Origin of the sequence: Arthrobacter sp. ISL-85 (assembly GCF_018613675.1) — a bacterium.
Lineage (GTDB): Bacteria > Actinomycetota > Actinomycetes > Actinomycetales > Micrococcaceae > Arthrobacter.
Genome location: NZ_JAGGPQ010000016.1, coordinates 197,285 through 220,870, shown reverse-complemented (window position 1 = coordinate 220,870; position 23,586 = coordinate 197,285). Strand labels below are relative to the sequence as shown.

At 65.9% G+C, this 23,586-nt stretch carries 24 protein-coding genes; 9 read left to right on the top strand and 15 right to left on the bottom strand.

Features of this window, described 5'->3' with window-relative positions; all coding sequences use genetic code 11:
* The first annotated feature begins 48 nt into the window (after positions 1-48).
* Positions 49-1,179, top strand: a complete 1,131-nt coding sequence (asd, locus tag J7I84_RS12640) for an aspartate-semialdehyde dehydrogenase (protein WP_214944919.1) — start codon at positions 49-51, stop codon at positions 1,177-1,179.
* A 172-nt stretch (positions 1,180-1,351) separates the two neighbouring features.
* Here the strand turns inward: asd and J7I84_RS12635 are convergent, their stop codons facing one another.
* The 5 genes from J7I84_RS12635 to J7I84_RS12615 are packed head-to-tail and all read right to left on the bottom strand — an operon-like array spanning position 1,352 to position 5,773.
* Entirely contained in the window at positions 1,352-2,455 is a 1,104-nt protein-coding gene (locus J7I84_RS12635) for a winged helix DNA-binding domain-containing protein (RefSeq protein ID WP_214944918.1), read from the bottom strand.
* 37 nt (positions 2,456-2,492) lie between these two features.
* Positions 2,493-3,560, bottom strand: coding sequence for a UDP-N-acetylmuramate dehydrogenase (locus tag J7I84_RS12630; RefSeq protein WP_214944917.1), 1,068 nt, complete (start codon positions 3,558-3,560; stop codon positions 2,493-2,495).
* Between the two features lie 22 nt (positions 3,561-3,582).
* Positions 3,583-4,860, bottom strand: a complete 1,278-nt coding sequence (locus J7I84_RS12625) for a sugar MFS transporter (protein ID WP_214944916.1) — start codon at positions 4,858-4,860, stop codon at positions 3,583-3,585.
* A gap of 11 nt (positions 4,861-4,871) precedes the next feature.
* Complete coding sequence (locus tag J7I84_RS12620; protein WP_214944915.1) at positions 4,872-5,309, bottom strand: MaoC family dehydratase; 438 nt, start codon at positions 5,307-5,309, stop codon at positions 4,872-4,874.
* A gap of 2 nt (positions 5,310-5,311) precedes the next feature.
* Positions 5,312-5,773, bottom strand: a complete 462-nt coding sequence (locus tag J7I84_RS12615) for a MaoC family dehydratase N-terminal domain-containing protein (protein WP_214944914.1) — start codon at positions 5,771-5,773, stop codon at positions 5,312-5,314.
* Positions 5,774-5,905: 132 nt separating this feature from the next.
* Here J7I84_RS12615 and J7I84_RS12610 point away from each other — a divergent pair, with 132 nt between their 5' ends.
* Positions 5,906-6,286, top strand: a complete 381-nt coding sequence (locus J7I84_RS12610) for a metalloregulator ArsR/SmtB family transcription factor (protein WP_214944913.1) — start codon at positions 5,906-5,908, stop codon at positions 6,284-6,286.
* The gene (locus J7I84_RS12605) at positions 6,283-7,980 is read left to right on the top strand and encodes a SulP family inorganic anion transporter (RefSeq protein WP_396020065.1); all 1,698 of its coding nucleotides are present in this window, start codon (positions 6,283-6,285) and stop codon (positions 7,978-7,980) included. Before J7I84_RS12610 ends, J7I84_RS12605 begins: the two co-directional genes overlap by 4 nt.
* Here J7I84_RS12605 and J7I84_RS12600 read toward each other — a convergent pair.
* From J7I84_RS12600 to J7I84_RS12580, 5 genes are all read right to left on the bottom strand, one after another.
* The gene (locus J7I84_RS12600) at positions 7,970-8,194 is read right to left on the bottom strand and encodes a DUF3188 domain-containing protein (protein ID WP_214944912.1); all 225 of its coding nucleotides are present in this window, start codon (positions 8,192-8,194) and stop codon (positions 7,970-7,972) included. The two genes, J7I84_RS12605 and J7I84_RS12600, sit on opposite strands and share 11 nt — an antisense overlap.
* A 52-nt stretch (positions 8,195-8,246) precedes the next feature.
* The gene (locus J7I84_RS12595; RefSeq protein ID WP_214944911.1) at positions 8,247-9,206 is read right to left on the bottom strand and encodes a DUF2797 domain-containing protein; all 960 of its coding nucleotides are present in this window, start codon (positions 9,204-9,206) and stop codon (positions 8,247-8,249) included.
* A 27-nt stretch (positions 9,207-9,233) separates the two neighbouring features.
* Positions 9,234-10,097 (bottom strand): CoA ester lyase, encoded by an 864-nt coding sequence (locus J7I84_RS12590; RefSeq protein ID WP_214944910.1) that lies wholly within the window; start codon positions 10,095-10,097, stop codon positions 9,234-9,236.
* A 168-nt stretch (positions 10,098-10,265) separates the two neighbouring features.
* Positions 10,266-11,207 carry an aldo/keto reductase family oxidoreductase gene (locus J7I84_RS12585; protein ID WP_214945004.1) on the bottom strand — a complete coding sequence of 314 codons (942 nt, stop codon included), beginning with the start codon at positions 11,205-11,207 and terminating at the stop codon, positions 10,266-10,268.
* Entirely contained in the window at positions 11,207-12,922 is a 1,716-nt protein-coding gene (locus J7I84_RS12580; protein ID WP_214944909.1) for a glycoside hydrolase family 13 protein, read from the bottom strand. The genes J7I84_RS12585 and J7I84_RS12580 overlap by 1 nt, the downstream gene beginning before the upstream one ends.
* Positions 12,923-13,018: 96 nt before the next feature.
* Between J7I84_RS12580 and J7I84_RS12575 the strand changes: the two genes are divergently transcribed.
* Complete coding sequence (locus J7I84_RS12575) at positions 13,019-14,230, top strand: ROK family protein (RefSeq protein ID WP_214944908.1); 1,212 nt, start codon at positions 13,019-13,021, stop codon at positions 14,228-14,230.
* Positions 14,231-14,236: 6 nt separating this feature from the next.
* Here the strand turns inward: J7I84_RS12575 and J7I84_RS12570 are convergent, their stop codons facing one another.
* The 3 genes from J7I84_RS12570 to J7I84_RS12560 all read right to left on the bottom strand — a co-directional run bounded on the left by J7I84_RS12570 (position 14,237) and on the right by J7I84_RS12560 (position 17,267).
* Complete coding sequence (locus J7I84_RS12570) at positions 14,237-15,808, bottom strand: Na+/H+ antiporter (RefSeq protein WP_214944907.1); 1,572 nt, start codon at positions 15,806-15,808, stop codon at positions 14,237-14,239.
* A gap of 21 nt (positions 15,809-15,829) precedes the next feature.
* A complete protein-coding gene (locus J7I84_RS12565) occupies positions 15,830-16,486 on the bottom strand; it encodes an SDR family oxidoreductase (RefSeq protein ID WP_214944906.1) in 657 nt (218 codons plus the stop codon).
* Between the two features lie 226 nt (positions 16,487-16,712).
* Positions 16,713-17,267: a dihydrofolate reductase family protein gene (locus J7I84_RS12560; RefSeq protein WP_214944905.1), complete on the bottom strand. Its 555-nt coding sequence runs from the start codon at positions 17,265-17,267 to the stop codon at positions 16,713-16,715.
* A 203-nt stretch (positions 17,268-17,470) separates the two neighbouring features.
* Here J7I84_RS12560 and J7I84_RS12555 point away from each other — a divergent pair, with 203 nt between their 5' ends.
* Together J7I84_RS12555 and J7I84_RS12550 are read left to right on the top strand one after the other, a co-directional pair.
* Positions 17,471-17,923, top strand: coding sequence for a nuclear transport factor 2 family protein (locus J7I84_RS12555; protein WP_214944904.1), 453 nt, complete (start codon positions 17,471-17,473; stop codon positions 17,921-17,923).
* A complete protein-coding gene (locus J7I84_RS12550; protein ID WP_214944903.1) occupies positions 17,920-18,819 on the top strand; it encodes an SDR family oxidoreductase in 900 nt (299 codons plus the stop codon). Before J7I84_RS12555 ends, J7I84_RS12550 begins: the two co-directional genes overlap by 4 nt.
* An 8-nt stretch (positions 18,820-18,827) precedes the next feature.
* Here the strand turns inward: J7I84_RS12550 and yidC are convergent, their stop codons facing one another.
* Together yidC and J7I84_RS12540 are read right to left on the bottom strand one after the other, a co-directional pair.
* Positions 18,828-19,616 carry a membrane protein insertase YidC gene (yidC, locus tag J7I84_RS12545; protein ID WP_214944902.1) on the bottom strand — a complete coding sequence of 263 codons (789 nt, stop codon included), beginning with the start codon at positions 19,614-19,616 and terminating at the stop codon, positions 18,828-18,830.
* A gap of 363 nt (positions 19,617-19,979) precedes the next feature.
* A complete protein-coding gene (locus J7I84_RS12540; protein WP_214944901.1) occupies positions 19,980-21,122 on the bottom strand; it encodes a site-specific integrase in 1,143 nt (380 codons plus the stop codon).
* Between the two features lie 239 nt (positions 21,123-21,361).
* Between J7I84_RS12540 and J7I84_RS12535 the strand changes: the two genes are divergently transcribed.
* The 3 genes from J7I84_RS12535 (at position 21,362) to J7I84_RS12520 (ending at position 23,491) form a co-directional block, all read left to right on the top strand.
* Positions 21,362-21,520 (top strand): AlpA family transcriptional regulator, encoded by a 159-nt coding sequence (locus J7I84_RS12535; RefSeq protein WP_214944900.1) that lies wholly within the window; start codon positions 21,362-21,364, stop codon positions 21,518-21,520.
* 1,364 nt (positions 21,521-22,884) lie between these two features.
* On the top strand, positions 22,885-23,046 hold the full coding sequence (locus J7I84_RS12525) for a hypothetical protein (RefSeq protein WP_214944898.1): 162 nt from the start codon (positions 22,885-22,887) through the stop codon (positions 23,044-23,046).
* Positions 23,039-23,491: a hypothetical protein gene (locus tag J7I84_RS12520; protein WP_214944897.1), complete on the top strand. Its 453-nt coding sequence runs from the start codon at positions 23,039-23,041 to the stop codon at positions 23,489-23,491. Before J7I84_RS12525 ends, J7I84_RS12520 begins: the two co-directional genes overlap by 8 nt.
* Positions 23,492-23,586: the final 95 nt, after the last annotated feature.

The window sequence follows — 23,586 nt, the reverse complement described above, 5'->3', positions numbered from 1 at the left end:
TGACGTAACCGACTGCGTCCTTCCGGATGCGAAGTCTAAACTGGACCAATGACTACAGCAGCTACCCCTTCCGTCGGCCTGGTCGGATGGCGCGGCATGGTCGGTTCCGTCCTCATGCAGCGCATGCAGGACGAGGGCGACTTCGCCAACATCAACCCGGTGTTCTTCTCCACCTCCAACGCCGGAGGTGCCGCGCCGTCCTTCGCTGACGGCGCCGGCAAGCTCGAGAACGCGTTCGACCTCGACACCCTGGCGAAGCTGCCCATTATCGTGACCGCCCAGGGCGGCGACTACACCAAGCAGGTCCACGGCGAACTCCGCAGCCGAGGCTGGGACGGCCTCTGGATCGACGCCGCCTCCACCCTGCGCATGAACGACGATTCGATCATCGTGCTGGACCCGATCAACCGCGATGTCATCGATAAGGGCGTGGTCAACGGCACCAAGGACTTCATCGGCGGCAACTGCACCGTGTCCTGCATGCTCATGGGCCTGGGCGGCCTGTTCAAGAACGGCCTGGTCGAGTGGGGCACGTCCATGACCTACCAGGCGGCCTCCGGCGGCGGCGCGAGGCACATGCGTGAGCTCCTCAGCCAGTTCGGCACGCTCAACGCCGAGGTCAGCACGGAACTGGACGACCCGGCGTCGGCCATCCTGGATATTGACCGCAAGGTCCTGGCCCACCAGCGCACCGACATCGACGCCACCCAGTTCGGCGTCCCCCTGGCCGGCTCCCTGATCCCCTGGATCGACGCCGACCTGGGCAACGGGCAGTCCAAGGAAGAGTGGAAGGCCGGGGTGGAGACCAACAAGATCCTTGGAACTTCCGAGGAAAACCATGTGATCATGGACGGCCTCTGCGTCCGTATCGGCGCCATGCGCTCCCACTCTCAGGCCCTGACCCTCAAGCTCCGCGAGGACCTGTCCGTCGCCGAAATTGAGAAGCTGCTGGACGACGACAACCAGTGGGCCAAGGTGGTTCCGAACACCAAGGAAGCCTCCATGGCCGAGCTGACCCCGGTGGCCGCCTCCGGCACTCTGGACATTCCGGTGGGCCGAATCCGCAAGATGGAGATGGGCCCGCAGTACATCAGCGCCTTCACCGTGGGCGACCAGCTCCTCTGGGGCGCCGCCGAGCCGCTGCGCCGCATGCTCAACATCGCAACCGGCAACCTGTAATCCCAAAGCTGCCTTCGAGTTGGCCTTGCCCTGCTGATGCGGGCAGGGCCAACTGCATTTAAGTGCCATACAACGCTCTCGCACTTTTGACCGAAAATCCCCGGACGCCGGCTCACCCCGGCACCAAAAGTGAGCGGGCGTTACCTCAAAAGATGTCGAAAGTGAGCGGGCGTCAGGTGGCCAGGAACGTCGTGTAGCGTTGCGCGGCCTTGGCCAGGGCTGCCTGGGCGGCGGGGCCCAGCGGCGCCGTCCCGTCGAAGAGGTCAGGTACGACGGCGGCGTCCGGTCCCGAACCCGGCAGCGACCAGGTGCCCACCACCTCGCCAGCCGCGACGACTGTCTTCTTGAAGACGCCGTTCCCGCCAGGCACGATCCGGTCAAAATGCTCGGGCGCCAGGACGGCTGACCTGTCCGTGTAGCCAAGGACGAATTCATCGAATCCCGGCAGCAGACACACGGAGCGCCCGCCCGGCACGCCGGAGTCCAGAAGGGCCGCTACCTCGGGGGAAAGCCAGTAGCTGGTGCCTTCGAACTCCAGCTCCACCAGCTCATGCCTGATGTTCTCAAACGCCGCGCGCACCTCGGTCAACGGCAGCTGTGTCCACCAGGCGAAGTCCCGCAGCGTGGCCGGTCCATGGCTCCGGAAATAACGAAGCACGAACTCGGCAATCGCCTCTTCCCGCTCCAGGATCCGCGACGCCGGAATCCACTCGTCGAAGGCCGCGACCAGCTGCTGGTTGCCAACAAGGGGCCCCAGCACCAGCCACCCGTGCCGGCACAGTGAACCCAGGAGATGGATCCCCCGCTGGCCCTGCGTCGGCTGGCCTCCGGCGTCGAACACCTCGAACAGCCCGGAACGGCTGATGGGACCGTCAGCCAGGATGCGGTCCAGGGCCAGGTCGCGGGCCTTCTCCACATCCGACCATGCAATGTCCAGCTGCCGGTGGCGGCCCGCGATGCTTCTGGTAAGCCGCTCGGCAGTAAGGTCCAGCATCCAGCGCAAATCCTCCGGCGCCACGAGGTGCAGAGTTCCCCGCATGGGCCAGGACCGTACCACGGTCCCGGCATCGATGGCAGCCCGCACATCCGTGATTCCCGCCCCGCGGACCCGGACTCCCACCGCCCAGAGCGCAGCGGGCAGGTCCTGCGCCTGCATGGCAGTCATCCACCGGACCAGCTCCGGCACTGACGCAGCGCCGCCGCCGCCGAGCTGCTGGGAAGCCAGTCGGAGCCGGCCGATCATCCTGCGGCCGCGCAGGCCACCTTTTGCCGCCATGGCCCCATCCTAGGCCGGTGCGGCCCTGGGGGGACGCCTACAGTTCGAGGCCAATCAGAAGGGGTTCCGGGTGCAGCGAAATGCCAAAGCGGCGTTCGACGCCGGCACGCACCTCCCGTGCCACCGCCACCATGTCAGCGGCACTGGCGGAGCCGCGGTTGCTGACAGCGAGGGTGTGCTTGGTGGAAAGCGACGCGCGGCCGCCGGCCACGCCGTCCGGTTCCAGGCCGAAGCCCTTGCCGAAGCCTGCCTGGTCGATCAGCCACGCTGCTGAAAGTTTCACGAGTCCATCCTGGCCCGCCGGGTAGCGGGGAGCCGACTCCGGCAGTTTGTCCGCAACGTCCGCAGCGACAATGGGATTGGTGAAGAAGGAGCCGGTGGAGTAGGTATCCCGGTCGGCGGCGTCCCACACCATGCCCTTGGAGGCACGCAGGCGCAACACTTCGCGGCGGACGTCATTCGCGTAGGCGCGCTGGCCGGCTTCCACGCCGAGGGACCGGGCCAGTTCGGCATACCGGACGGGGGCGCTCATCCGCCCGAGCGGCAGCTGGAATTCCACGGTGAGGACCACATACCGGGGCGAGCCATTGACGGTGGTCTGCTTGAGGATGGAGTCCCGGTAACCGAACTTTAACTCGGAGTTGGTGAAGGTCTGCACGGCGTTCCGCTCCCGGTCCCAGGTGCGGACGGCCGCGATGGTCTGGGAAACATCGGCACCGTAGGCACCCACGTTCTGGACCGGCGTGGCGCCGGTTGAGCCGGGGATGCCGGACAACGCCTCGATTCCGGACCAGGCGTGGCGTACGGCATGCTCCACCAGGTTGTCCCAGTTGTGGCCGGCCTGCACCACCACGGCCACTCCCCCGCATGAGTCCTCGGCGTTGACCGCGAACCCCTGGGAGGCGATCCGGATGACGGTCCCGGGGAACCCGTCGTCGGATACCAGGAGGTTGGAGCCTCCGCCGACGATCAGGACCTGTTCCCCGGCGGCATCCGCGGACCGGACCGCGTCGATGATCTCGGCTTCGGTGCCGGCCTCGACGAACTTGCCGGCAGGGCCTCCGACAGCGGAGGTGGTCAGGGAGGAAAGCAGGGTGGGAGTCACCCATCAACAATACTAGGGAAACCTAGCCAGCCTTCCGGGCCACCGGGGACAGCACGAAACTCACCGCGAGCATCACCATGACGGCAAGCAGCGAATGCAGGATGCCAACGTGCTCGGCCAGGAGCCCCAGCAGCGGCGGACCGCACAGAAAGGCGGCATAGCCGATGGTGGACACCACGGACACCCGGGCGGCAGCCATGGCGGGGTTGTCGGCAGCGGCCGACATGCCCACGGGGAATCCCAGCGAGGCGCCCAGGCCCCACAGCGCGAGCCCCGCATATGCAAGCCACGGAACCGGTGCAAAGACGAAGACGCCCAGTCCCAGCACAGCCATGGCAGCGCACCAGCGCATCACCGGAACCCTGCCGTACTTGTCCAGCAGCACCGTTCCGGCAAAGCGCCCGATGGTCATGAACGTGACGAACAGGCCGTACCCGGCGGCGCCTGCGGCGTCGGTTTGCCCATGGCCATCTGCCAGTGCGAGGGCCACCCAGTCCCCCGCCGCGCCTTCGGCCAGGGCCAGGCCGAGCACCAGGACACCCAGCAGCAGGGTCCGCCGGTCCCGCCACGCCCGGGCGATCTTGCGCTTGTTGTCCAGCGGGACACCACCGGATGTGGTTCCGGCAGCAATAACTGGAAGGGGCCCGGTACCGGGGTCCTCGAAGTTATCCGGGGAGTAGCTTCGCTCAGGCGCCACCGGGGTGGCGTCGGCACGGAACCAGGACGCCGCCGTCGCGACCGAAACCGCCACCACGGTCCCGGCCGCCGCAAGGTGCCAAAACACCGGCAGGGATACCGCTGCGGCAGCGGCACCGAGCCCTGCGCCGGCCACGGTCCCCAGGCTGAACGCACCATGGAGCCTGGGCATGATGTGCCGGCCCAGTGCACGTTCCACCGCGGCGCCTTCAACGTTGGACGCAGTGTTCCAGCTCCCGGTGCCCAACCCGATGATGGCCAGGCCAATGGCAGTTGCCGCAGGGCTTGCCAGCACGGTTGTGCCAAAACCGGCGGCCAGCAGGCCCGCACCCACCATGATGCTGCCGGTACGGATGGTCCGTTTGGACCCCAGGCGCAGCACGATCAGTCCCGAAGCGGAGACGGAGGCGAATGACCCCAGCGTCATGCACAGCAGGATAACGCCGATGTTGCCAGGGGTAAGGTCCAGCGCGTCCCGGATGGCCGGCAACCGGGACACCCAGGAGGCAAAGGCGAGGCCGCTGGCACCGTAGGCCACCACGACGGCGTTGCGCCAGGCGGTCACTTGGGCGGCGGTTGCGGTGGTTCCTGCAGGAGTGGTCAAAAGGGTACGGCTCAAGACAGCTTGACCAGGGCCTGGGCCTTCATCAGGACCTTTTGCCCGGCGGAGACCACGGTGAGGTCGATGCGCGCCGTGTTGGCTTCGGCGTCGAGCTTTCCGATGAGGCCGCTGACTTCGATGGTGGCGCCGGGCTCTTCAGTCCCGGTGGTGTCGGTGACCAGGACGGGCTTGGTAAAGCGGGTCTGGAAGTCGACGACGGCGGCGGGGTCCCCTGCCCAGTCAGACACCAGCTGGACGGCCGAGCCCATGGTGAACATGCCGTGCGCGATGACGCCGGGCAGTTCCACTCCGGTGGCGAAGGCTTCGTTCCAATGGATGGGGTTAAAGTCGCCCGAGGCGCCGGCGTACTTGACCAGGTCCGTGCGGGTGACCTCGATGCTGCGGCTGCCGATGTCCTGGCCGGGGCTGAGTTCGTGGATGTTGGGGCTCATGGTTACTGTCCCTCTCCGCGGACCAGGATGGATGACGTGGTGGTGGTGACGGGTTCCCGGGAATCACCGGAACCAAGAGCGAAGATCTCGGACCTCGTGGTGATCATGGCGCCGCCGCCCATGGCCCGGACGCCGTCGACATGCAGTTCCGCAACGAGCCGGTCGCCGGCGACGATGGGCCGGTGGTGGGTAAAGCGCTGGTCGGCGTGGACCACGCGGGAAAAGTCGATGCCCGCCTCCGGATCCTCGACCAGCTGGGCGTCGGCCCGCTGGGCGATGATGATGGCGAAGGTGGGCGGTGCCACCAGATCGCGGTGGCCCAGGGCCTTGGCTGCATCCACGTCAAAGTGCGCAGGGTGGGTGGCCTTCACGGCGCGGGCGAACTCACGGATCTTCTCGCGGCCGACGTCGTACACCTCTGCGGCAGGGTAGCTGCGGCCCTGCAGGTCCGGATTGATAGTCATGGTTTCCAGCCTATCGTTGCCCTGCCCTTCAAAAGGCGCCGATCCCCATCGGTATGATGGATGCATCATTCCATCAAGCCGCCGCCCCCGATTTTTCCCCGCTGTCCGTCGCGTACAGGAGCACCACCTCCCATGCTGTCTTCCACCCAAGCCCCGCTCTACGAGATCAAAGCCAACCTTTTCAAAGGCCTCGCCCACCCCGCGAGGATACGGATCCTTGAGCTGCTGGCCGCGGCGCCGCAGGAGTCAGCGGCAGTCAGCTACCTCCTGGCAGAGACCGGGCTGGAGGCCTCCCACCTCTCCCAGCACCTGGCCACCCTGCGGAAGCACAGGGTGGTGACCTCGGTGCGCAGCGCCAATGCGGTGACGTACCAACTCGCACATCCCGGCGTGTCACAGCTGCTTGCCATCGCCCGGACCTTCCTCCTGGACAGCCTCGCCGACTCCAACGAGCAGCTCCGGCTGGCCCAGCAGCTGCCGGCGGAACACCTGGCCCGCGGGTCACACTCGTGACCGCGGACCAGGTCACAGCCTCCGGCGGCGGCACTGGCACGGCCGCCAGGAGAATCACCCGGCTCCTCCCATCTCCCCAGGATTACGCCGGCCTTGGCGTCACGTGGCGCCCCGACCTGCTGGCCGGGATCACCGTGGGCATTGTCGCACTGCCGCTTGCCCTCGCCTTTGGCGTCAGCTCCGGGGTGGGCGCCCCAGCAGGCCTCATTACAGCGATCGTGGCCGGGCTGGTGGCAGCCGTTATGGGCGGCTCCCCCGTACAGGTTTCCGGGCCTACCGGCGCCATGGTGGTGGTACTGGCGCCCGTGGTAGCGGTCCACGGCGTCGGCAGCGTTGCCCTCTTGTCCCTGATGGCGGGGTTGCTGGTCTGTGCCCTCGGCTTCAGCGGCCTGGGCCGGGCCGTGGCCTTCATACCTTGGCCCGTGGTGGAAGGCTTCACGCTGGGAATTGCCGCCATCATCTTCCTGCAGCAGGTTCCGCTGGGCACCGGCACATCCGGCACCCCGGGGCACAACACCCTCCTGGCGGCTGTGGAGGCGGCAGCGGGCGCCGCCGCCCCGACGGTCCTGCTGACGCTCGCGCTCGTGGCGGCGGTCGCCGTCGTGATGGTCCTGGTGCAAAAGCTGTTCCGCGCAATTCCAGCCAGCCTCCTGGCGGTACTCCTGGCCACGGCCGCTGCCGAAATCCTGCAGCTGGACGTCCCACGGATTGGTCCGCTGCCACATTCACTCCCGGCACCGTCCTTCCCCACCTTCGACCTCGCCTCCCTTGGCGGGCTGGCAATGCCGGCCGTGGCTGTCGCCTTCCTGGCTGCCATCGAGTCACTGCTCTCGGCGCGGGTGGCCGCCGGGATGGCCGGTCCGGACGGCAGGCCCACCGGACCCTACAGCCCCGACCGTGAGCTGACGGGACAGGGCCTGGCGTCCATCGCGGCCGGCCTGTTCGGCGGCATGCCCGCCACCGGTGCCATTGCGCGGACTGCGGTCAACGTGCGTTCCGGAGCCCGGACCCGCCTTGCCGCAGCCGTGCACGCCGCGGTGCTGCTGGGCATCACCTACCTGCCGTCCGGAATGGTCAGCCGCGTCCCGCTGGCAGCACTGGGCGGGGTCCTGATGGTCACGGCAGTACGGATGGTTTCGCGGCGTACCATCACCGCCATCCTGCGCTCCACGCGGGCAGATGCCGCAGTCTTCGTGCTCACAGCCATCATCACGGTGACCTTCGACCTCATCGTCGCCATCCAGATCGGGCTTGCCGCGGCAGCCCTCTTCGCACTGCGGAAATTTGCCTCGCTAAGCGGCGTCCAGCGCGAGGAGATTCCGGGTCCCCCGGCCGAAGGGGACGGGCACATCGCCGTCTTCCGGCTGGATGGGGCGATGTTCTTTGGAGCCGCCGAACGCATCCTCCAGGAGATCAGCCAGGTAAAGGACGTCCAGGTGGCCATCGTCAGGTTGTCCCAGCTGCGGATGCTCGACGCCACGGGCGCCCACGCACTGGTGGAGGTCATTTCCGCCCTGGAACTGCGCGGCATTACGGTCCTGCTCAAGGGCGTCCGGCCGGACCACCTGGCCCTGGTGACCAACGTGGGCGTCATCCGTTCCCTGCGGCACCATAAGCATCTGTTCGAACGCCTTGACGATGCCGTGGAACACGCCCGCAGCCACGTCCTGCGGAACGCGGCAGCTAGCGCCTGAGGTGCTTGCGGACTGCCTGGCCACGGACCACGATGCCCACCACGTGCAGAACCAGTCCCAGCCCGATCAGCGGCAGGGAAGCGATGGCCAGCGCCTGGTTGCCGCTGGTATTACCCACCAGGTTGAGGATGATGCCGACGCCGATCAGCCCCATCGCGCTGAATACCAGGACTTTGTAGCGGGTTGGCGCGGTGGCCCAGAATTCGTTCAGCACCGTCCAAGTCTACCGAGTCCACCGGGAGCAGGCGGGGCCAGGGCGCCTGCAGTCAGAACAGCGACTCCTGCACTGCCGGCACCGCCGAGGCGTACTCCCCCAGTACGACGGTCCGGGCGGCCAGTTGGGACAGGTTGACCACGAACTGGGCGTCCGAGCCGTCCAGCCCGGCCAGCGCGTTCGCCCCACTGAGGGCGGCAATGCTGAAGCCGTGGTGCCCCTGGTCCAGTGGGTGCGGGTATGCGTGGCGGGATCCGGTCCCATAAAGGGCGTGGGCATGCTGTGGCCGCGCCCATTCCTCCTCCACGGCCTGGAAGCCGTCGACGGCGGTGCCCGCCAGCAGTGCCAGGACATCGCCGGTGGCGCGGGCGTTGATGGCATCCAGTGCTGCGGCCGGGAGCGGCTGCAGCAGGGCCTCCGCCTTGGCTGCGGAGCGCACCTGTTGCGTCAGGCCGACGCCGGCCGTCACCAGGTCCTCAAGGATGCGCACCACCCGGCCATCCTGCGCCCGGGCAACATACCGGGCGACCGCGGCGCCCTGCTCCGCCAGCCGGTTCCACTTCCGCGGGCCGGAGGCGGTTCCCACTTTGGTGGCACCGCCGGCGAAGGTGGCCACGTAGAGCCAGTGTTCCTGCATCAGGTAGTCGCGCAAGCCAGGGGTCACCCTGCCGCCGCGGTGGAAGTCGTGCATCAGCCGGGACTCGTCCAGCACGAAACACCGCTCGCACTGCTTGCCCCTCAGGGCCGGGGCAGCGGAGCCGCAAACGATGTGGCGGCGCGAGCTTGCTGACTGGACCTGGACGTGTCCAAGGCAGTACCTGCCTGGCTCCACCACCCTGAAGCCGAGCCGTTTGCCTGCCCTGAGGCCGAACTCCCGGAAGTCCCCCTCAGGTGACTGGAGGCGCAGGACCGGTCCGCCGGCGTCGTCCGCTGCATCGGAAGGGCCCTCTGCTTTGGACGCAGTAGGACCATCCCAAAAGACCCCGTGGACCAGATAGCGGGTATCGGTCACGGGCTCTCCTGAAGTGGTGGCCAGGTGCTACAGCGCGGGCTGCACCCCAAAGGCTACCGCGAGCTTCATGATCTTCTCGGCGCGGCCCAGGCGGGGCAGGTCGGACCCGTCTCGGATGACGCGGCCGTTGGCTTCGAAGTCGTTCATGAAGTCGGTGGCCCAGGCAACGTCGGACGGCGTGGGGCTGATGACCTCGTTGATGACGGGAGTCTGGTCGATGGCCAGGCAGAGCTTGCCGGTCATGCCCATCATCACCGTGATGCCGGTCTGTTCGCGCAGGATGGGGTGGTTGGTGCCCACGGTGGGGCCGTCGATGGGGCCCGGCAGGTTGCCGACGCGGCTGGCGACCACGAGCTTGGCGCGCGGGTAGGCCATGGCCTCGGGGGTGGCGGCCATGCCGGTGTCGCGGCGGAAGTCACCGGAACCAAAAGCCAGGCGGAACGCGCCCTGGGCCTTGGCGATGTGGTTGGCTTCCTCGATGCCGAGGGCGGATTCCACCAGCGGGATGACGGGCGTCTTGCCGTCCATGCGGTGGAAGCTTTCGGTCACCTGGTCCGCGGATTCGGTCTTGGCGAGCATCACGCCCAGCAACCCCGGGGTGCCGCGTAGGCCGGCGAGGTCGTCAGCCCAGAACGGGCTGGTGGCGTCGTTGATCCGGACCCAGGCCTTGCCGCCGGCCGTCAGCCACTCGATGACGTTGTCCCGGGCCTGGTCCTTCTGCGACGGGTCCACGGCGTCTTCAATATCCAGGATGATCGAGTCAGCCCGGGACACGGCCGACTGGTCGAAGAGCTCCGGCTTCATGGCATTGACCAGCAGCCAGGAGCGGGCGATCTCAGCAGGGATATTGCGTTCCGGCCTAACGGTTTCGGCGGCGATGGTAGACGTCATGCTTTCTACAGTATCCGCCCCGCAAGCGGCACGACGAAGAAAACGGCCCGCTTGTGAGGATCAATACGAACTAAACGGGTTGTGACCGATGCCGCGAATGAATGCAGGCAGCGCCAAGTGCCATGTTGAGGTTGAAAACGACACTTGGCGCTGCCTGGCTGGGAGGGGTCAGGGGATGTTGCTGCCGCGCGCGGTGATCCAGAGTTTGTACCAGTCGGCGCGGGTCAGGTCCCGGGCCACCCGTGCCGCGTCTGCGCATGCCCTGATCCGGTCCGGGTTGACCGTCCCGATCACCGGCGCGATCCCGGCAGGATGCTTCATCAGCCACCCCAGCAGGACGGCTTCACCCGAGGTGCTGTACTGGCCCGCAAGCTCCGACACCAGCTCGGCTGTGGCCGCCTCGGCTGTCGTGGGGCTCTCCGGTTCAGCGCCGGTGTAGACACCGCGGGCCAGGGAGCCGTAGGCCTGCAGGGTGACGTTGTTGCGGGTGCAGTACTCCAGTGTGCCCTGCGGAAAGCTGTAGTCCAGGTGTTCCGGGTGGTTGACTAGGACCTGGCTTTCCAGCCACGCCCGCTTGAGCAGGCTCATTTCCAGCTGGTTGGCCACCACGGGTGTCTCCAGCCGGTCCTGCAGCACCTCGATTTGCGCCGCGGACATGTTGGACACGCCCAGTTGCCGGACCTTCCCTTCGGCCATGAGCTGGCCGACGGCGGCTGCCACCTCAACCGGGTCCGCCAGGGGGTCCGGGCGGTGCAGCAGGAGGATGTCCACATACTCTGTCCGGAGCCGTTTGAGGCTGCCGTCGACCCGTTCCAGGATGGCTTCCCGGCTCAGGTCGTAGTGGGTTTGCAGGCCGCGCTCGTTCAGCCGGATGCCGCACTTGGTCTGCAGCCGGATCCGTTCCCGCAGGCCGGGCGTGGTGGCCAGCACCTCGCCGAACACCGCCTCCGACTTGCCGCTGCGGTAAATGTCCGCGTGATCGAAGAGGGTGATGCCGGCGTCCAGGGCGGTCTGGACGGCAGCCGCGGCCTGGTCCACATGGTGCGCGCCATGCGGTTCCTCAGACCAGCTGCCGCCCAGCCCCATGCATCCGTAAATGACTTCCTGCATCAGGCCCGCAGCCATGCGGTGGTGTTGGCCGGCAGCTTGCCGTCCTCAAGAGGGCCGCTGCTGACCAGCACCGTACCGGCGGGAAGGTCCACAGGGGTGTTCCCAAAGTTGGTCACGGACTGCCAGCCGTTGGAGCGCCTGAAGTGCAGGACGTCCGGGTGGCCGTTCTCCACCCATTCGAGGTCCTCGTCCGTCAGCAGTTCCCCGCGGAGTTTCAGGGCCTTGCGGTAGAGCTCCAGGGTGGAACCCTCAGTCCCGTCCTGGGCCTCAACTGCGTATTTGCTGAACCAGTCCGGCTGCGGGAGGTGGGACCCGCCGTCGCCGAACCCGAAGGAGGTACCTTCCACCTTCCAGGGCAGCGGGACACGGCAGCCGTCGCGGCCGACCTCCACGCCCTTGTTGCGGAAGAAGGAGGGGTCCTGCCGTTCTGATTCGGGAATTTCCGCCACTTCCTGCAGGCCCAGTTCCTCACCCTGGTACAGGTACGCCGAGCCGGGCACTGCCAGCATCAGCAGCGTGGCGGCACGGGCCCGCCGCTCACCCAGTCCAACGTCCAGCTGGTCCTTGGGGCCGCCGGCGAGGAGCCAGTCCTTGCCGTCCTGGCCCTTGGCACCGGCCTTCGCTTTGGCCACCTGTGGCAGGCCATAACGGGTGGCGTGCCGCACCACGTCATGGTTTGAGAACACCCAGGTGGAGGAGGCGCCGGTGGCCGCGGCCTCGGCGAGGTTGCGGGTGATGATCTCTTTGTATTCTGCGGCATCGAAGTCGGCCTGCAGCAGGTCGAAGTTGAAAGCCTGGCCCAGGCCCTGGGGGCTGGCGTAGCGGGCCCGGCGGGTGGCGTGCACCCAGGCTTCGGCGACGGCAGTGCGCGGCGGGTTGTACTCGTTGAACACCTCGCGCCACTCGGCGTAGATCTCGTGGACTTCGTCGCGGTCCCAGAACGGGTGCGTGCCGTCGTCGAATCCGTCTACGCCGGTGTTGGCGGCGCTCAGTTCCAGCTTGGACAGCAGCGGCTCGGTGAGGTCCTTGGTGAGGGCGTGCGCCACGTCCACGCGGAATCCGTCCACGCCCCGGTCCGACCAGAAGCGCAAAGTCTTGAGGAAGTCATCCCGGATTTCCCGGTTGGACCAGTTCAGGTCCGGCTGCTCCTTGGCGAAGATGTGCATGTACCACTGGCCGGGGGTGCCGTCCGGTTCGGTGATGCGCTCCCACGCCGGTCCGCCGAAGACGGAGTCCCAGTCCGACGGCGGGAACTCCCCGTTGGGGCCCTTGCCGTCCCGGAAGATGTAGCGGTCCCGGGCAGCGGAGCCTTTCGGCGAGGCCGATGCTTCCTGGAACCACTGGTGCCGGTCGGAGGAGTGGTTGGGGACGATGTCCGCAATCAGCTTGATGCCGGCGTCGTGCAGGGCCTTGGCCATCTCGTCGAAGTCAGCCAGCGTGCCCAGCTTGGGGTCCACGTCGCGGTAGTCGTCCACGTCATAGCCGCCGTCCGCCAGGGCGGAGGGGTAGAACGGGCTCAGCCACACCGCGTCAATCCCCAGCGACTTCAGGTACGGGACCTTGGCGGTGATGCCTTTGAGGTCACCAATGCCGTCGCCGTTGGAGTCAGCGAAGCTGCGCGGATAGATCTGGTAGACGGAGGCCTGGCGCCACCAGTTGGGGTCGGCCAGACGGTCGGAGTCGGACGGGGTTGCCAGCGTGGCAGTGGTGGACAAAGGGGTGGTCCTTTTCTTCAAGCCGGGTATATTTATTTTGAGTCTAAATTTACTTCCACACCCATTATTGGTGCCTGGCAGAGGAAGGTCAACAGCATGCCCGAACTCGTTCCGGCCACTCCCCAGTTGCTGCGGAGGGTCAGCGCCGGCGCAGTCCTGGACTTCATGCGCGCGTCGGCTGCCGTGACCGTCACGGACGTCATGGCAGCCACCGGCCTCACCCGCGCCACCACCATCGCCGTCTGCGAGGACCTGGTCCGGCGCGGCTGGCTCCGGGAGTTGGAGAACCAGCGGGAGTTTGGCGGCTACCAGAAGGGCCGGCCGGCCCGCCGGTTCGAGCTCAACGGGCGGGCGGGCGTGGTCCTGGGCATGGACATCGGCTATTCCAAGGTCACCGCGGTCGTTTCAGATCTCCGGGGCAGGACCCTTGGCCGGTCCAGCCGCCCGTTCCAGGCCGGCGACGTTGGGTCGCGTGAACGGATCGCTTTCATTGACGCCGTTGCCATGGCCGCGCTGAGCTCCGCCGGCACGGATCCACAGCAGGTGCTGGCTGTTTGCGCCGGTGTGGCCGCGCCCGTGGACCGGCACGGGGAGGTGGTGGCCACGCAGGAGTTCTGGGGCCTGTTCGACCTGGGACTGCGGCCTGCCCTCAAGGCGGCCCGGGGATGGACGGTGCTGCTCGAAAACGACGCCAACCTTGCAGCCCTGGGTGACCGGTGGCAGGGGGCTGCGGCCGGCATAGATGACGTGGTGGTGATCCTGGCCAGTGAGCGGCTGGGCTCCGGCATTGTGGAGGGCGGCCGCTTGGTGCATGGAACCCGGGGCAGCGCCGGGGAGCTCGCCTACCTGAACCTGGTGGAAGGCGTAGGTGATACGTACGGCATCGCCCATCTGGCCCGCACGTGGGCCGCGGAAGCGCTGGCCACCACCGCGCCGACTGCCCTCCGCGAGTTCCAGCATGGGCGGGTGGAGGCCGAGCAGGTCTTTGCCGCCGCGGCGCAAGGGGATGCCGTGGCACTGGGCATCCTGGAGCGGCTGGCGGACAGGATGGCGCGGGTGGTGGGCACCGTGGCCACCATGCTCAACCCGGAACTGGTGGTGATCGGAGGCGGCGTGGCAGATTCCGCGGGCGTACTCCTCGCCCCCATCAGCGAGCGCCTGGCTGGGTTCACCGCCACCCCCGCACGGGTGGCAGTGTCCCCGTTGGGTGATTCGATCGTGACGGTGGGAGCGGTGCGCTGCGCCCTGGACTACGTGGAGCGGAATTCCCTGGACCTGGTGCTGGCCACACCCGTTGTAACGGAATGATCCCCGTTACTCCGGCATAACCATCGTGCGCAGGTCCAGCTGCCGGAGCACCCGGTCCGCCACTTCGGGGTCCATGTCCGGCTCGCTCCGCGCGGCCACCACTTCCTGCCGGGCGGCGTCCAGCGCGATGGTCTGGACGGCGATGGCCAGCTCGCGTCCGCGCTGGCGCTTTTCGGCCAGCGGTTCGTTCCGCAGGCTGCCGTCGGTCAGTTCCGCGTGCAGGCGCCGCATCCGGTCCCGGACAAGCGTCACCTTTTCCGGGGGCAGGTCCCTCATCAGATCGTGCTGCTTCAAGGCTGCGACGGCGGCCGCCTGGGCGCGTGCGGCCAGCAGCCGGACAGCATCCCGTTCCGCCGTTCCATCCTCGGAGGCCTTGAGGACACGCATCAGCCACGGCAGTGTCAGGCCGGGAAGGACCAGGGTGGCAAGCAGCACTGCGCAGGCAATCACCAGCAGGTAGTCCCGCCCGGGGAACGGCGCGCCGTCCGCCAGGGTCAGCGGCAGGGCCAGGGCCAATGCCAGGGTGGCCAGCCCGCGCATGCCGCACCAAGTCAGGATGAGGACTTCCTTCAGGGACGTGGGCTGCAGGAGGTTCCGGCGCTTCCGTGCACCTAAGGTCAGGACGCCGAGCCACAGGAACCGGACGGCGAAGACCAGGACGCAGACCACAACCGCCACCCCGATCATGCCGAGGATCTCCGCCCCCTCCTCCCTGACGACATGGCGGATTTCCAGCCCCACCAGGCCGAAGGCCAGCCCGGTGACCAGCAGTTCCACCACATCCCAGAAAGCGGTCCGCGTGACCCTTTCAGCCGCGTCCTGCGGGCGCGTGTGGCGCTGCATTTCAAGGGCGGTGACCACCACGGCGATGACACCGGAGGCGTGCACCTCCTCGGCGAGGATGTAGGCCGCGAACGGCACCACCAGGGTCACCGCGCTCCGGGCCACCATGGATGTGACCAGCCGGGTGACCAGCGCGATCAGCCAGCCCATGGCGATGCCCACCAGGACGGCAAGCGCCGCACCCATCAGGAACTTCGGGACGACGTCGGCCTGCACCCTGGTGCCGCCCACGGCGGCCGCCACGGCTGCCTGGAAGATGACGATGGCCGCGGCGTCGTTGAACAGCCCCTCACTTTGGAGCACGGTAATGAGGCGGCGCGGCATGTGCACCCGGCCCGCCACGGATTCCACGGCCACGGGATCCGGCGGCGCCACCATGGCACCGAGGGCGATGGCCGCGGGGACCCCGATGCCGGGAATCATCAGCCATGCGGCACCGGCAACGACGGCCGTGCTGATCACCACCAGCGCCACGGCCAGCATGATCAGCGTCCGCCACCGGACACGGAACACCGCCCACGAACTCCGCTGGGCGGTGGCGAACAGCAGCGGCGGCAGGAAGATGGGCAGGATCAGCTCGGGTTCAATCTCCAGGTCGGGGAAACCCGGAATGAACGTCAGGGCCGCCGCCAGGAGGAGCATGAGGACCGGGTACGGCAGCCGCAGCCTGTCCCCCAGGCCCACAGCCACCACCGTGGCGAGCAGCAGTCCGATGATGAGTGCAAGCTGGTCCATAAGCCTCTTCCCCGCCGGCGGCTACGCGCGCGGTTCCAGGGCGGCTGCCACGGGCAGGGTGCCGTCGCGGAATTCGATGGTCCGGCCGGCGGTCTGGGGCAGGTCCAGCACAGCGGCTGCCACGATGGCTGTGTTGGCACGGGAGGTGTCCCGGTCCCCTTCCGGCGAGGGGTCGACGTCGATCAGTCCCGTCCCGGGCTTGTCCGTCAGCGCGCCGGGTCCAAGGATGGTCCAGGCCAGCCCGGTGCCGCGCAGGTATTCGTCCGCTGCCGCCTTGGCTTCGGCGTAGGCAAAAAAGCTGTTGCTTTCCGGCACACCGTGGTCCTTGCCCGCACCGAAGTAGGAGACCATGACATACCGGTCCACGCCTGCCTGGGCCGCGGCATCCATGGAGCGGATGGCGGCGTCCCGGTCCACCGCGTAGGTGCGGGCAGGACTTCCCCCGCCCGCGCCGGCTGACCAGACCACGGCGTCATGGCCGGCAAGGGCATCGGCGATGGCCGCCGTCGTGGAGTTCTCCACGTCAAGGATCACCGGGTTGGCGCCGGTGGCAGCGACGTCCTCGGCGTGGTCTTGATTCCGGATGAACGAGGTGACGGAGTGGCCCTCGCCGGTGAGGAGTGCGGACAGGAGGAGGGCCACTTTTCCGTGGCCGCCGATGATGGCGATGCTTGTCATGCACCCATTCTGCCCGCCCGGCGCCCGCCTGCAGAAGCCCATATGGCCCTCAACAGGGGCTTTAGCCCTATAGAGGGTTTCCGGCGCCCATCTATGCCGCGACCGCTGGAGCCACGACAAGGTGGTCCGCTCCACGCACGGGGCTGCTCCTGCTGGTGGTCACGGCCCTGACGGCCCTGGTGTTCACCCTGTTAGTGGTCCAGCCCAAGGCCGGGACGGCAGCCGTTCAGCGGGCGCGGTAACGCAGGTACACCACACCGTTCCCAAAGCGGCGCTCCTCCAGAAGTTCGAGACGTGCCTCCAGGCCGTCAGGCAGGAAGCGCAGTCCACCGCCCACCACCACGGGAGTCACGAACAGCTGGCACTCGTCCACCAGCCCTGCTTTGAGGGCGTGGGCCGCCAGGGTGGGGCCGCCGATGCTGATGTCTTTCCCGCTGGCGGCCTTCAGGTCCTGCACTGCCTCCGGGAGGAATTGCTGCTCCACGCGGGTCCGGGGTGTGGCTGCGGTGTCCAGCGTTGTGGAGTACACCACTTTGTCCGCTGCCTGCCAGATGCGGGCGTAGTCCTGGATCACCGGGTGGTCATCCTGCGTACCCATGGTTTCCCAGACGGACATCACCTCATACATCCGGCGGCCCAGGAGGTAGGTGCCCACATCCCGCTCCAGGTCATTGACGAAGGCATGCACTTCCTCGTCCGGGGCGGACCAGTTGAAGTTGCCGTCCTTGTCTGCCGTGTAGCCGTCGAGGGACATGATTGCGGAGTAGATCAGCTTGGACATGGGCCCATTCTGCCCCGGGAGTCCCTGGCCGAACAGGAATTTTCTCTGCAGGTTCGTGTCCGCCGGTGCATTTCTTCGTCCACTTCACGCAGCAGTGCATTGACTGGCTTTGCATGCAGCCTTAAAGTCCAATCAATACAGGGGACTGTATTGATTGGATGTAGGAGACCGAGCCTCCCCCGAGGCACCAAGGAGCCTTTTTCATGGACACGCCAAACGGCGTGGACCGCCTCCCCGACGGCCCTGTGCGCCGAATGTTTTCCGCAACGCAGCAACGCGATCTCGAAGCCATGGTGGCCGAGTTCGCCGAAGACTACGTCAACATCACCCCCAACCACCCCGCGCGCAGCTTCACCGGAAGCGCGCAGGTGCGGAGGAACTGGTCCGCACTTTTCGCAGGGATCCCTGACCTCACCGTGACAGTGCTGGACTCGGCAACCGGCACCGGCGGCAAGGTATGGGTCGAATGGGGATCGCGTGGCACCCGCCTTGACGGCAGCGCCGTCGAGCAGGCCGGCGTGGCAATCTTCAGCGTCCGGGACGACCGGATCGCGGCCGTCAGGTTCTACCTGGAGCCGGTGGACAAGGACACGGGAGACGTGAACGCCGCCGTCCAAGCAGTGGCCGGTGCCGGCCAGGAAGGAGCACCGGCATGATCCTCCTGGTCGGGGCAACGGGTGACCTGGGCGGACGGGTGGCCCGGTTACTGCGTGAATCCGGGCAGGATGTCCGCTGCCTGGTCCGGCCCGCCACTGACGATTCGCCGCTCCGGGCGATCGGCGCCGGGATTGTCCGCGGGGACCTCACCGAACCTGCCACGCTGCGGCCCGCGTGCAAGGGCGTCGAAACGGTGATTGCCACGGCAACAGTGATCACCCGCCGGTTCGCGGGAACCAGTTCCGCTACCATTCGGGACGTTGACGAAGTGGGCATGGGCCATCTTGTCGATGCCGCGGAGGCCGCCGGCGTCCAGCGCTTTGTCTACCTGTCCTTCCCGATCGGCAGCGCCAGCCTCCGGACCCCGCTGGAACAGGCCAAGCTCGCCATTGAGGAGCGCCTGGCGAACTCCCCCATGCGGGCCGTGGTGGTCCTCTCCGACGGCTTGCAGGAAGTCCAGCTCAGCCGCGCCGCACGGTTCGACCTCGCGGCCGGGAAGGCAGCCGTCATCGGCAAGGGCGACACCCCCCGCCGGCTGGTGTCCACCGGGGATATTGCCGCCCTCCTCGCCGCGGTGGCGCTGGAGCCCGATCCGCCGGCAAGGATCGAGGTGGGCGGACCCGAGCCGCTGACCAAGAAGGAGATCATTGGGATCGCAGGGGAACTGGCCCACCGCCCCCTGAAAGTGCAGCGCATGCCGCGCCTCGTGGCACGGCTGGCAACGCTTGTGTTGAAACGCAGGAACGACGCCATGGCTTCGGCCCTGGGTGTCGGCTTGTCCTCGGATATCGAGGAGGCTACCTGGGATGACAAGGCCCTCCGCCAGCGTGGGATCAACCCGAAGTCCGTCACCGAATTCCTGAAGGAGCAGGCGCAGGGATTGGCCAGCCACTGAACCCGCGCTCACGGCCGGCGCGACACCAGGAACTGCTGGCCCAGCGTCCACAGATTGGAGACCGTCCAGTAGACCAGGACGCCGATGGGGAAAAAGATCCCGCCTGCACCGAAGATCAACGGCAGCAGGTAGAGGAGTACCCGCTGCTGGCGCATCAACGGACTGTCAGTGTCCTGGCCGGCCATGGTCCGTGCCGCCACGAGTTTCTGGGTGAGGAACTGGCAGGCAATCATCACCAGGATCATGACGACGGCGAGCACGGCCACCGCGGTGGGGTCCCCGCCGCCGTGCAGCAGGGAGGCGGACAGCGGCGCCCCGAAGAGGCTGGACGAATCGAACTGAACCACTTGGTCGTGACTCATCGCTCCAATTCCTTCGCTCTTCAGCGCTGCGCCGGAGATTCCGGACAGCACCTGGAAAAGAGCCAGGAAGAACGGCGCCTGGATCAGCAGTGGCAGGCAGGCAGAGAACGGGTTGGTGCCATGCTTTTTATAAAGTGCCATCTGTTCCTGGGCCATGGCCTGCCGTGATGTTTGGTCCGTCCTGCCCTTGTACCTGTCCTGGAGCTCCTTCAGGTCCGGCTGCAGGAGCCGCATCCGGACCTGGGCCCGGACCTGTGCCAGGAACACCGGGATTAGCGCGGCACGGATGACCAGCACCAGCCCGATGATGGACAGCGCCCAAGTCAAGCCGGCCACCGGCGGCATGCCGGCGGCGCTCAACCCGTCATGGAAAACCACCATAATGACGGAGACGAGCCACCGGAACGGCTCCATCACCGCCGCGAAAAAGTCCACCGAGTCCCCATCCGCCAATTGCTGCCAAGCTACTGCGCCTTCGAGTGTCTTGTCACGACCCGCGGATTTCTTTTCGCATCCCACGTTCCACGAGGACACCCAAATAAGGGCCGCGCAGGTGAATATCCGTGGCGATTGTGGATCACCGCGTCGATAGATCCCGAAACGGGGAGGCTTCGATCCAGGAGACAGAAAAGCCCCCGGAATCTCGGGATTCCGGGGGCTTCATCTGTAGCGGTGGGGAGGCTCGATCTCCCGACCTCACGATTATGAGTCGTGCGGTGAATCCTTGCGAATGCTGGAAAGCGTGCGATTCAGTAGCCGTTTTATCGCCACATGTATTCCAGAAGGCAATAACTTTCGCTACGCGCCTCCTCCGGTCAGCAGGGCATCCACAGCCCTAGCGGACGCTTGAGCATCGTGGGCGAAGAGCTGGGCGTACACGTCGAGCGTGGTAACGGCGGAGCTATGCCCCGCAATCTGCTGAACCAGCTTTACATTTGCACCGGCGCTGACCGCCAGCGTAACCGCAGTGCGTCGCAGGTCGTGAAAAACGACCTCAGGAAAAGTTGGGTCGATTTCACCACATCGCTTGACGGCCGGGTGGAAAACCCGGCGCGAGAAGTTTGATGACCGCATCTCGGTGCCGGACGGGGACGTGAATACCAATGCACCCGGAACCAACCCCTCGACGTGAACCTCAAGCTCCCTAGCAACCGAGGCGGGAATCGGCACTGTGCGGGGTTTGCGCCCTTTGGTTGTCTCCCGGAACTCCAGACGGCCATCCACAGGCACAAGGGTGGACCGGACGATAACGCGGGGGTCGTCGCCGAAGGTAAGTGCACCAGCCTTGAGGCCGGAGACTTCCGACCACCTCAGCCCAGTCGTTCCGGCAAATAGGATCAGGAGCCTATAGGCCTCATGAGACTGGCCCGCGTAGCGGCCACCCCCTGCCGCCTGCTCCGCCAACGCCATCAGTTGTCCTGCAGTAAGAGCAGCAGGTTCCCGAATGGGACTGGGAGTTGGCACATTATTGATAGTCGCGTTGCGTGCCGGATTCGCAGCTAAGTAGCCGCTATCTACTGCATACTGCAGCATCCGGCCCAGCTGGCGGTAGGCCCGGCGTCGGGCATCGTCGGTAGCGAAGGTCGTCAGCCACTCATTGATGACTGTAAGCGTCACGCCCGCCAGGGTGCGGTTCACAAAGTGCTTCTCCATATGTCGCTCGTACACGCGCCGGTAACCAGCCACGGTCACTGGTGAAGCGGGCCGTTGGCCGTTTGCGCCGACGCGCTCAATGCGGCCCAGCCACTCCACATACAGCTCGTGAAAGCGAATCTTGCCACCCTTCCGGGCGTCAATCAGCGTGCCGCCAGACTTGGCCGTATTGATCTGCAACTCATGAGCCAACGCCTCAGCTTTGGTCCTGAACTGCTTGTAGCGGCGGACCCCGTCCACACGGTAGTCGTGACGCCACTTCCCATTTTCCAACTTGTTGATGGCCATAACCACAACAGTAGCCACAGAGTCGGATAATCGCGATAGGCAACAACTATTTGGGGTTCCAGGGAGACTCAGGGGTACGAACCATAATTTAACTACAAGCAATTCCCCAGCGGTCCCAGCCCTGACACCGAGAACCCTGCATTCGCCAACACAACAACCCTGAGGAGATAGCCCTGCTCAAAAATAATGAGTCTGCTTCCACTGTCCGTACGGCACAGGGGCTTTCAAACTCCGTGTACATGAACCGCCGCGAAACGGCGGAATTCATGGGCGTAAGTGAGAAATTCCTTGCCACCCACTTGCTGGACGGCCCCAAGCGCCTGAGGGTCGGAACCAAGGTGCTCTACCGCCTTTCGGATGTCGAGGCGTGGATGAAACAGCAGGAAGTATCTCGGTAGGTTAGTGCGCTTTGTCCAGGTGGCAGCGCGCTGGGGCTACCCCGGCCCCGCTCTCGCATAAACAGCTAATTCATTCACGTGGACGCCCAAGGAAGGACTACGACTTTTGCACGACAAGCCGGAAACAGTCAGCCAAGCTATGGAATTTCACAAAACCAAAAATCATTACCTCCGGCTGGACCTCTGTTCAGCATGTGCAGCCCGGGCGGCATGGGGCCACCAAATCGGATTCTCCCGCGTTAACCCTCCCTGCCCGAGCTGCAGGCCCGTGGTCGCAACCTTCCCCACTGTTCAGCCAGGCCCGTGGCGCAGCCTGAGCCGGAGGCACGGCCGCCCGCTCTCCCTGTAAGGGGCAGGGACCGCCCTGCCTGTCGATTTCAGGGTGGAGTGACGACAGGGTGGTCCTGTTGCACCGAACGCGACAGGACCACCCGCAAAACCGCACTGAACCCTTAAACCCGTCTGCCCTTCCACCCTGCCGGAATATTCACTGCGACAGGTCATCTCTTCGGAGATGCCCTTAGTGGCAACCGACCACACCAACCACCGTGACTACGCGACCAACAGTAATGACCCCTAGTTGGCCCGACTGCTTCTGACGTCGGGCAATCCAGCCAGCAGTAGGGGCGGGAAGGGCTTCCCCACTCCAAACCATGTACAAAAACACCTCACTCGTAAAGGAGCTTGTCGCTGCCCCGCACTCAAAACCGACTCTGCAAAGCGACGTCCTGCGCGCGAGCTGCCTATGCTTTTGGCCACTGCAAGAAACATTATGAGCAGGAGCGCCGCCGTCGCACTCCCTGCTCGGAACCTGACTGTCCGACAACTGCCGAGAAGTTGTCCTACTGTCGCCGCCACGAGCGCCGGGCGCTTGAGAAACTCGATTTGGGCAACATCGGAAGTCCTGTCCTCGATTCTGAGTTAGACCGCATTGCACAGGCACTTGGGGTCCACGAAGTTACCGGATGCTGGATTTGGACTGGTCCCCGCAATGGGGCCTATGCCTCCGTTATCGTGGGCGACCGGGAATGGCTGGGCCACAGGTTGATGTACGTGTGGTTCATCGGGGGGCACGCTCCGCGACGAGAGCTTGACCACGTCTGCAACAACACGCTGTGCATACGTCCGAATCACCTCCAGCCAGTTACTCACAGGATTAACGCGGCCCGTCGGACGCGTCGGGCGAGGAACCCTGAGGCCCCCTTTTGGACTGACGACTACTTATGCGTAACCAGTTTTTCCCTGCTCATCTGGGCGGGAAAGTACGGGCTTCCCGCTGCTCCAAGCCACTGGGACTCCCCCTTGCGAAACAAAGACCAGTTCGCTATCGGCGGTCCGCACACCTAACAAGAGAAAGGCTATAAATGGCAATCAAAATGTTGGCAATCTGCCAGGAAATTACCGAGATTTGGCCCGGATTCTGGGAGTACGACCGCAGGGTCTACCACTCACTTGACCAGGCCCGGATGGTTCGGGCTGCAACCAATGGAAACAACAACTATGAGGCGGACAACCACAATGACTGACAACAACTACGATCACTTCGGCATCCGCAAGACTGGCGCTGAGCATCTCGCCGATGCCACAGCCGCCGCCGGAGATACCGCTGCGCCTCACGATCCCGCAACTCTCAACTTCGATCCTGTGGAGGTCAGCCCTGGAATGTGGCAGCTGCCGCACGAAACTAACACCCATCACTTTTTCCGCACGGATGTGGAAGCCCGGCATGCCGGCTTCGCTGCTGAGGCAAAGGCGCAGCGTGAATATGCCAACTACATGAATGCGCTGCCGAGCACGTCACCGTCAGCGGGCCAGGAACAGTTTGTGGCCTATGCGGCCGGACGCGCGCGCGCCATGAGTGAGGGCGTAACTGAGGAAGCTTGGGTAAGCTCCCCAGAAATCAGGAAAGCCTACGTCCCCCGGCAGAAGACCGGGGCCGAACTCATGCAGGAGTACCGGCGGAATAATTAACTAACGATTGTGCAGGCGGGTTCAACTAGCCCGCCTGCACTCGTTGCTTCTGATCCCGTACGGCACCGCGGGCGCTATGACGGCCGGGTCACCGG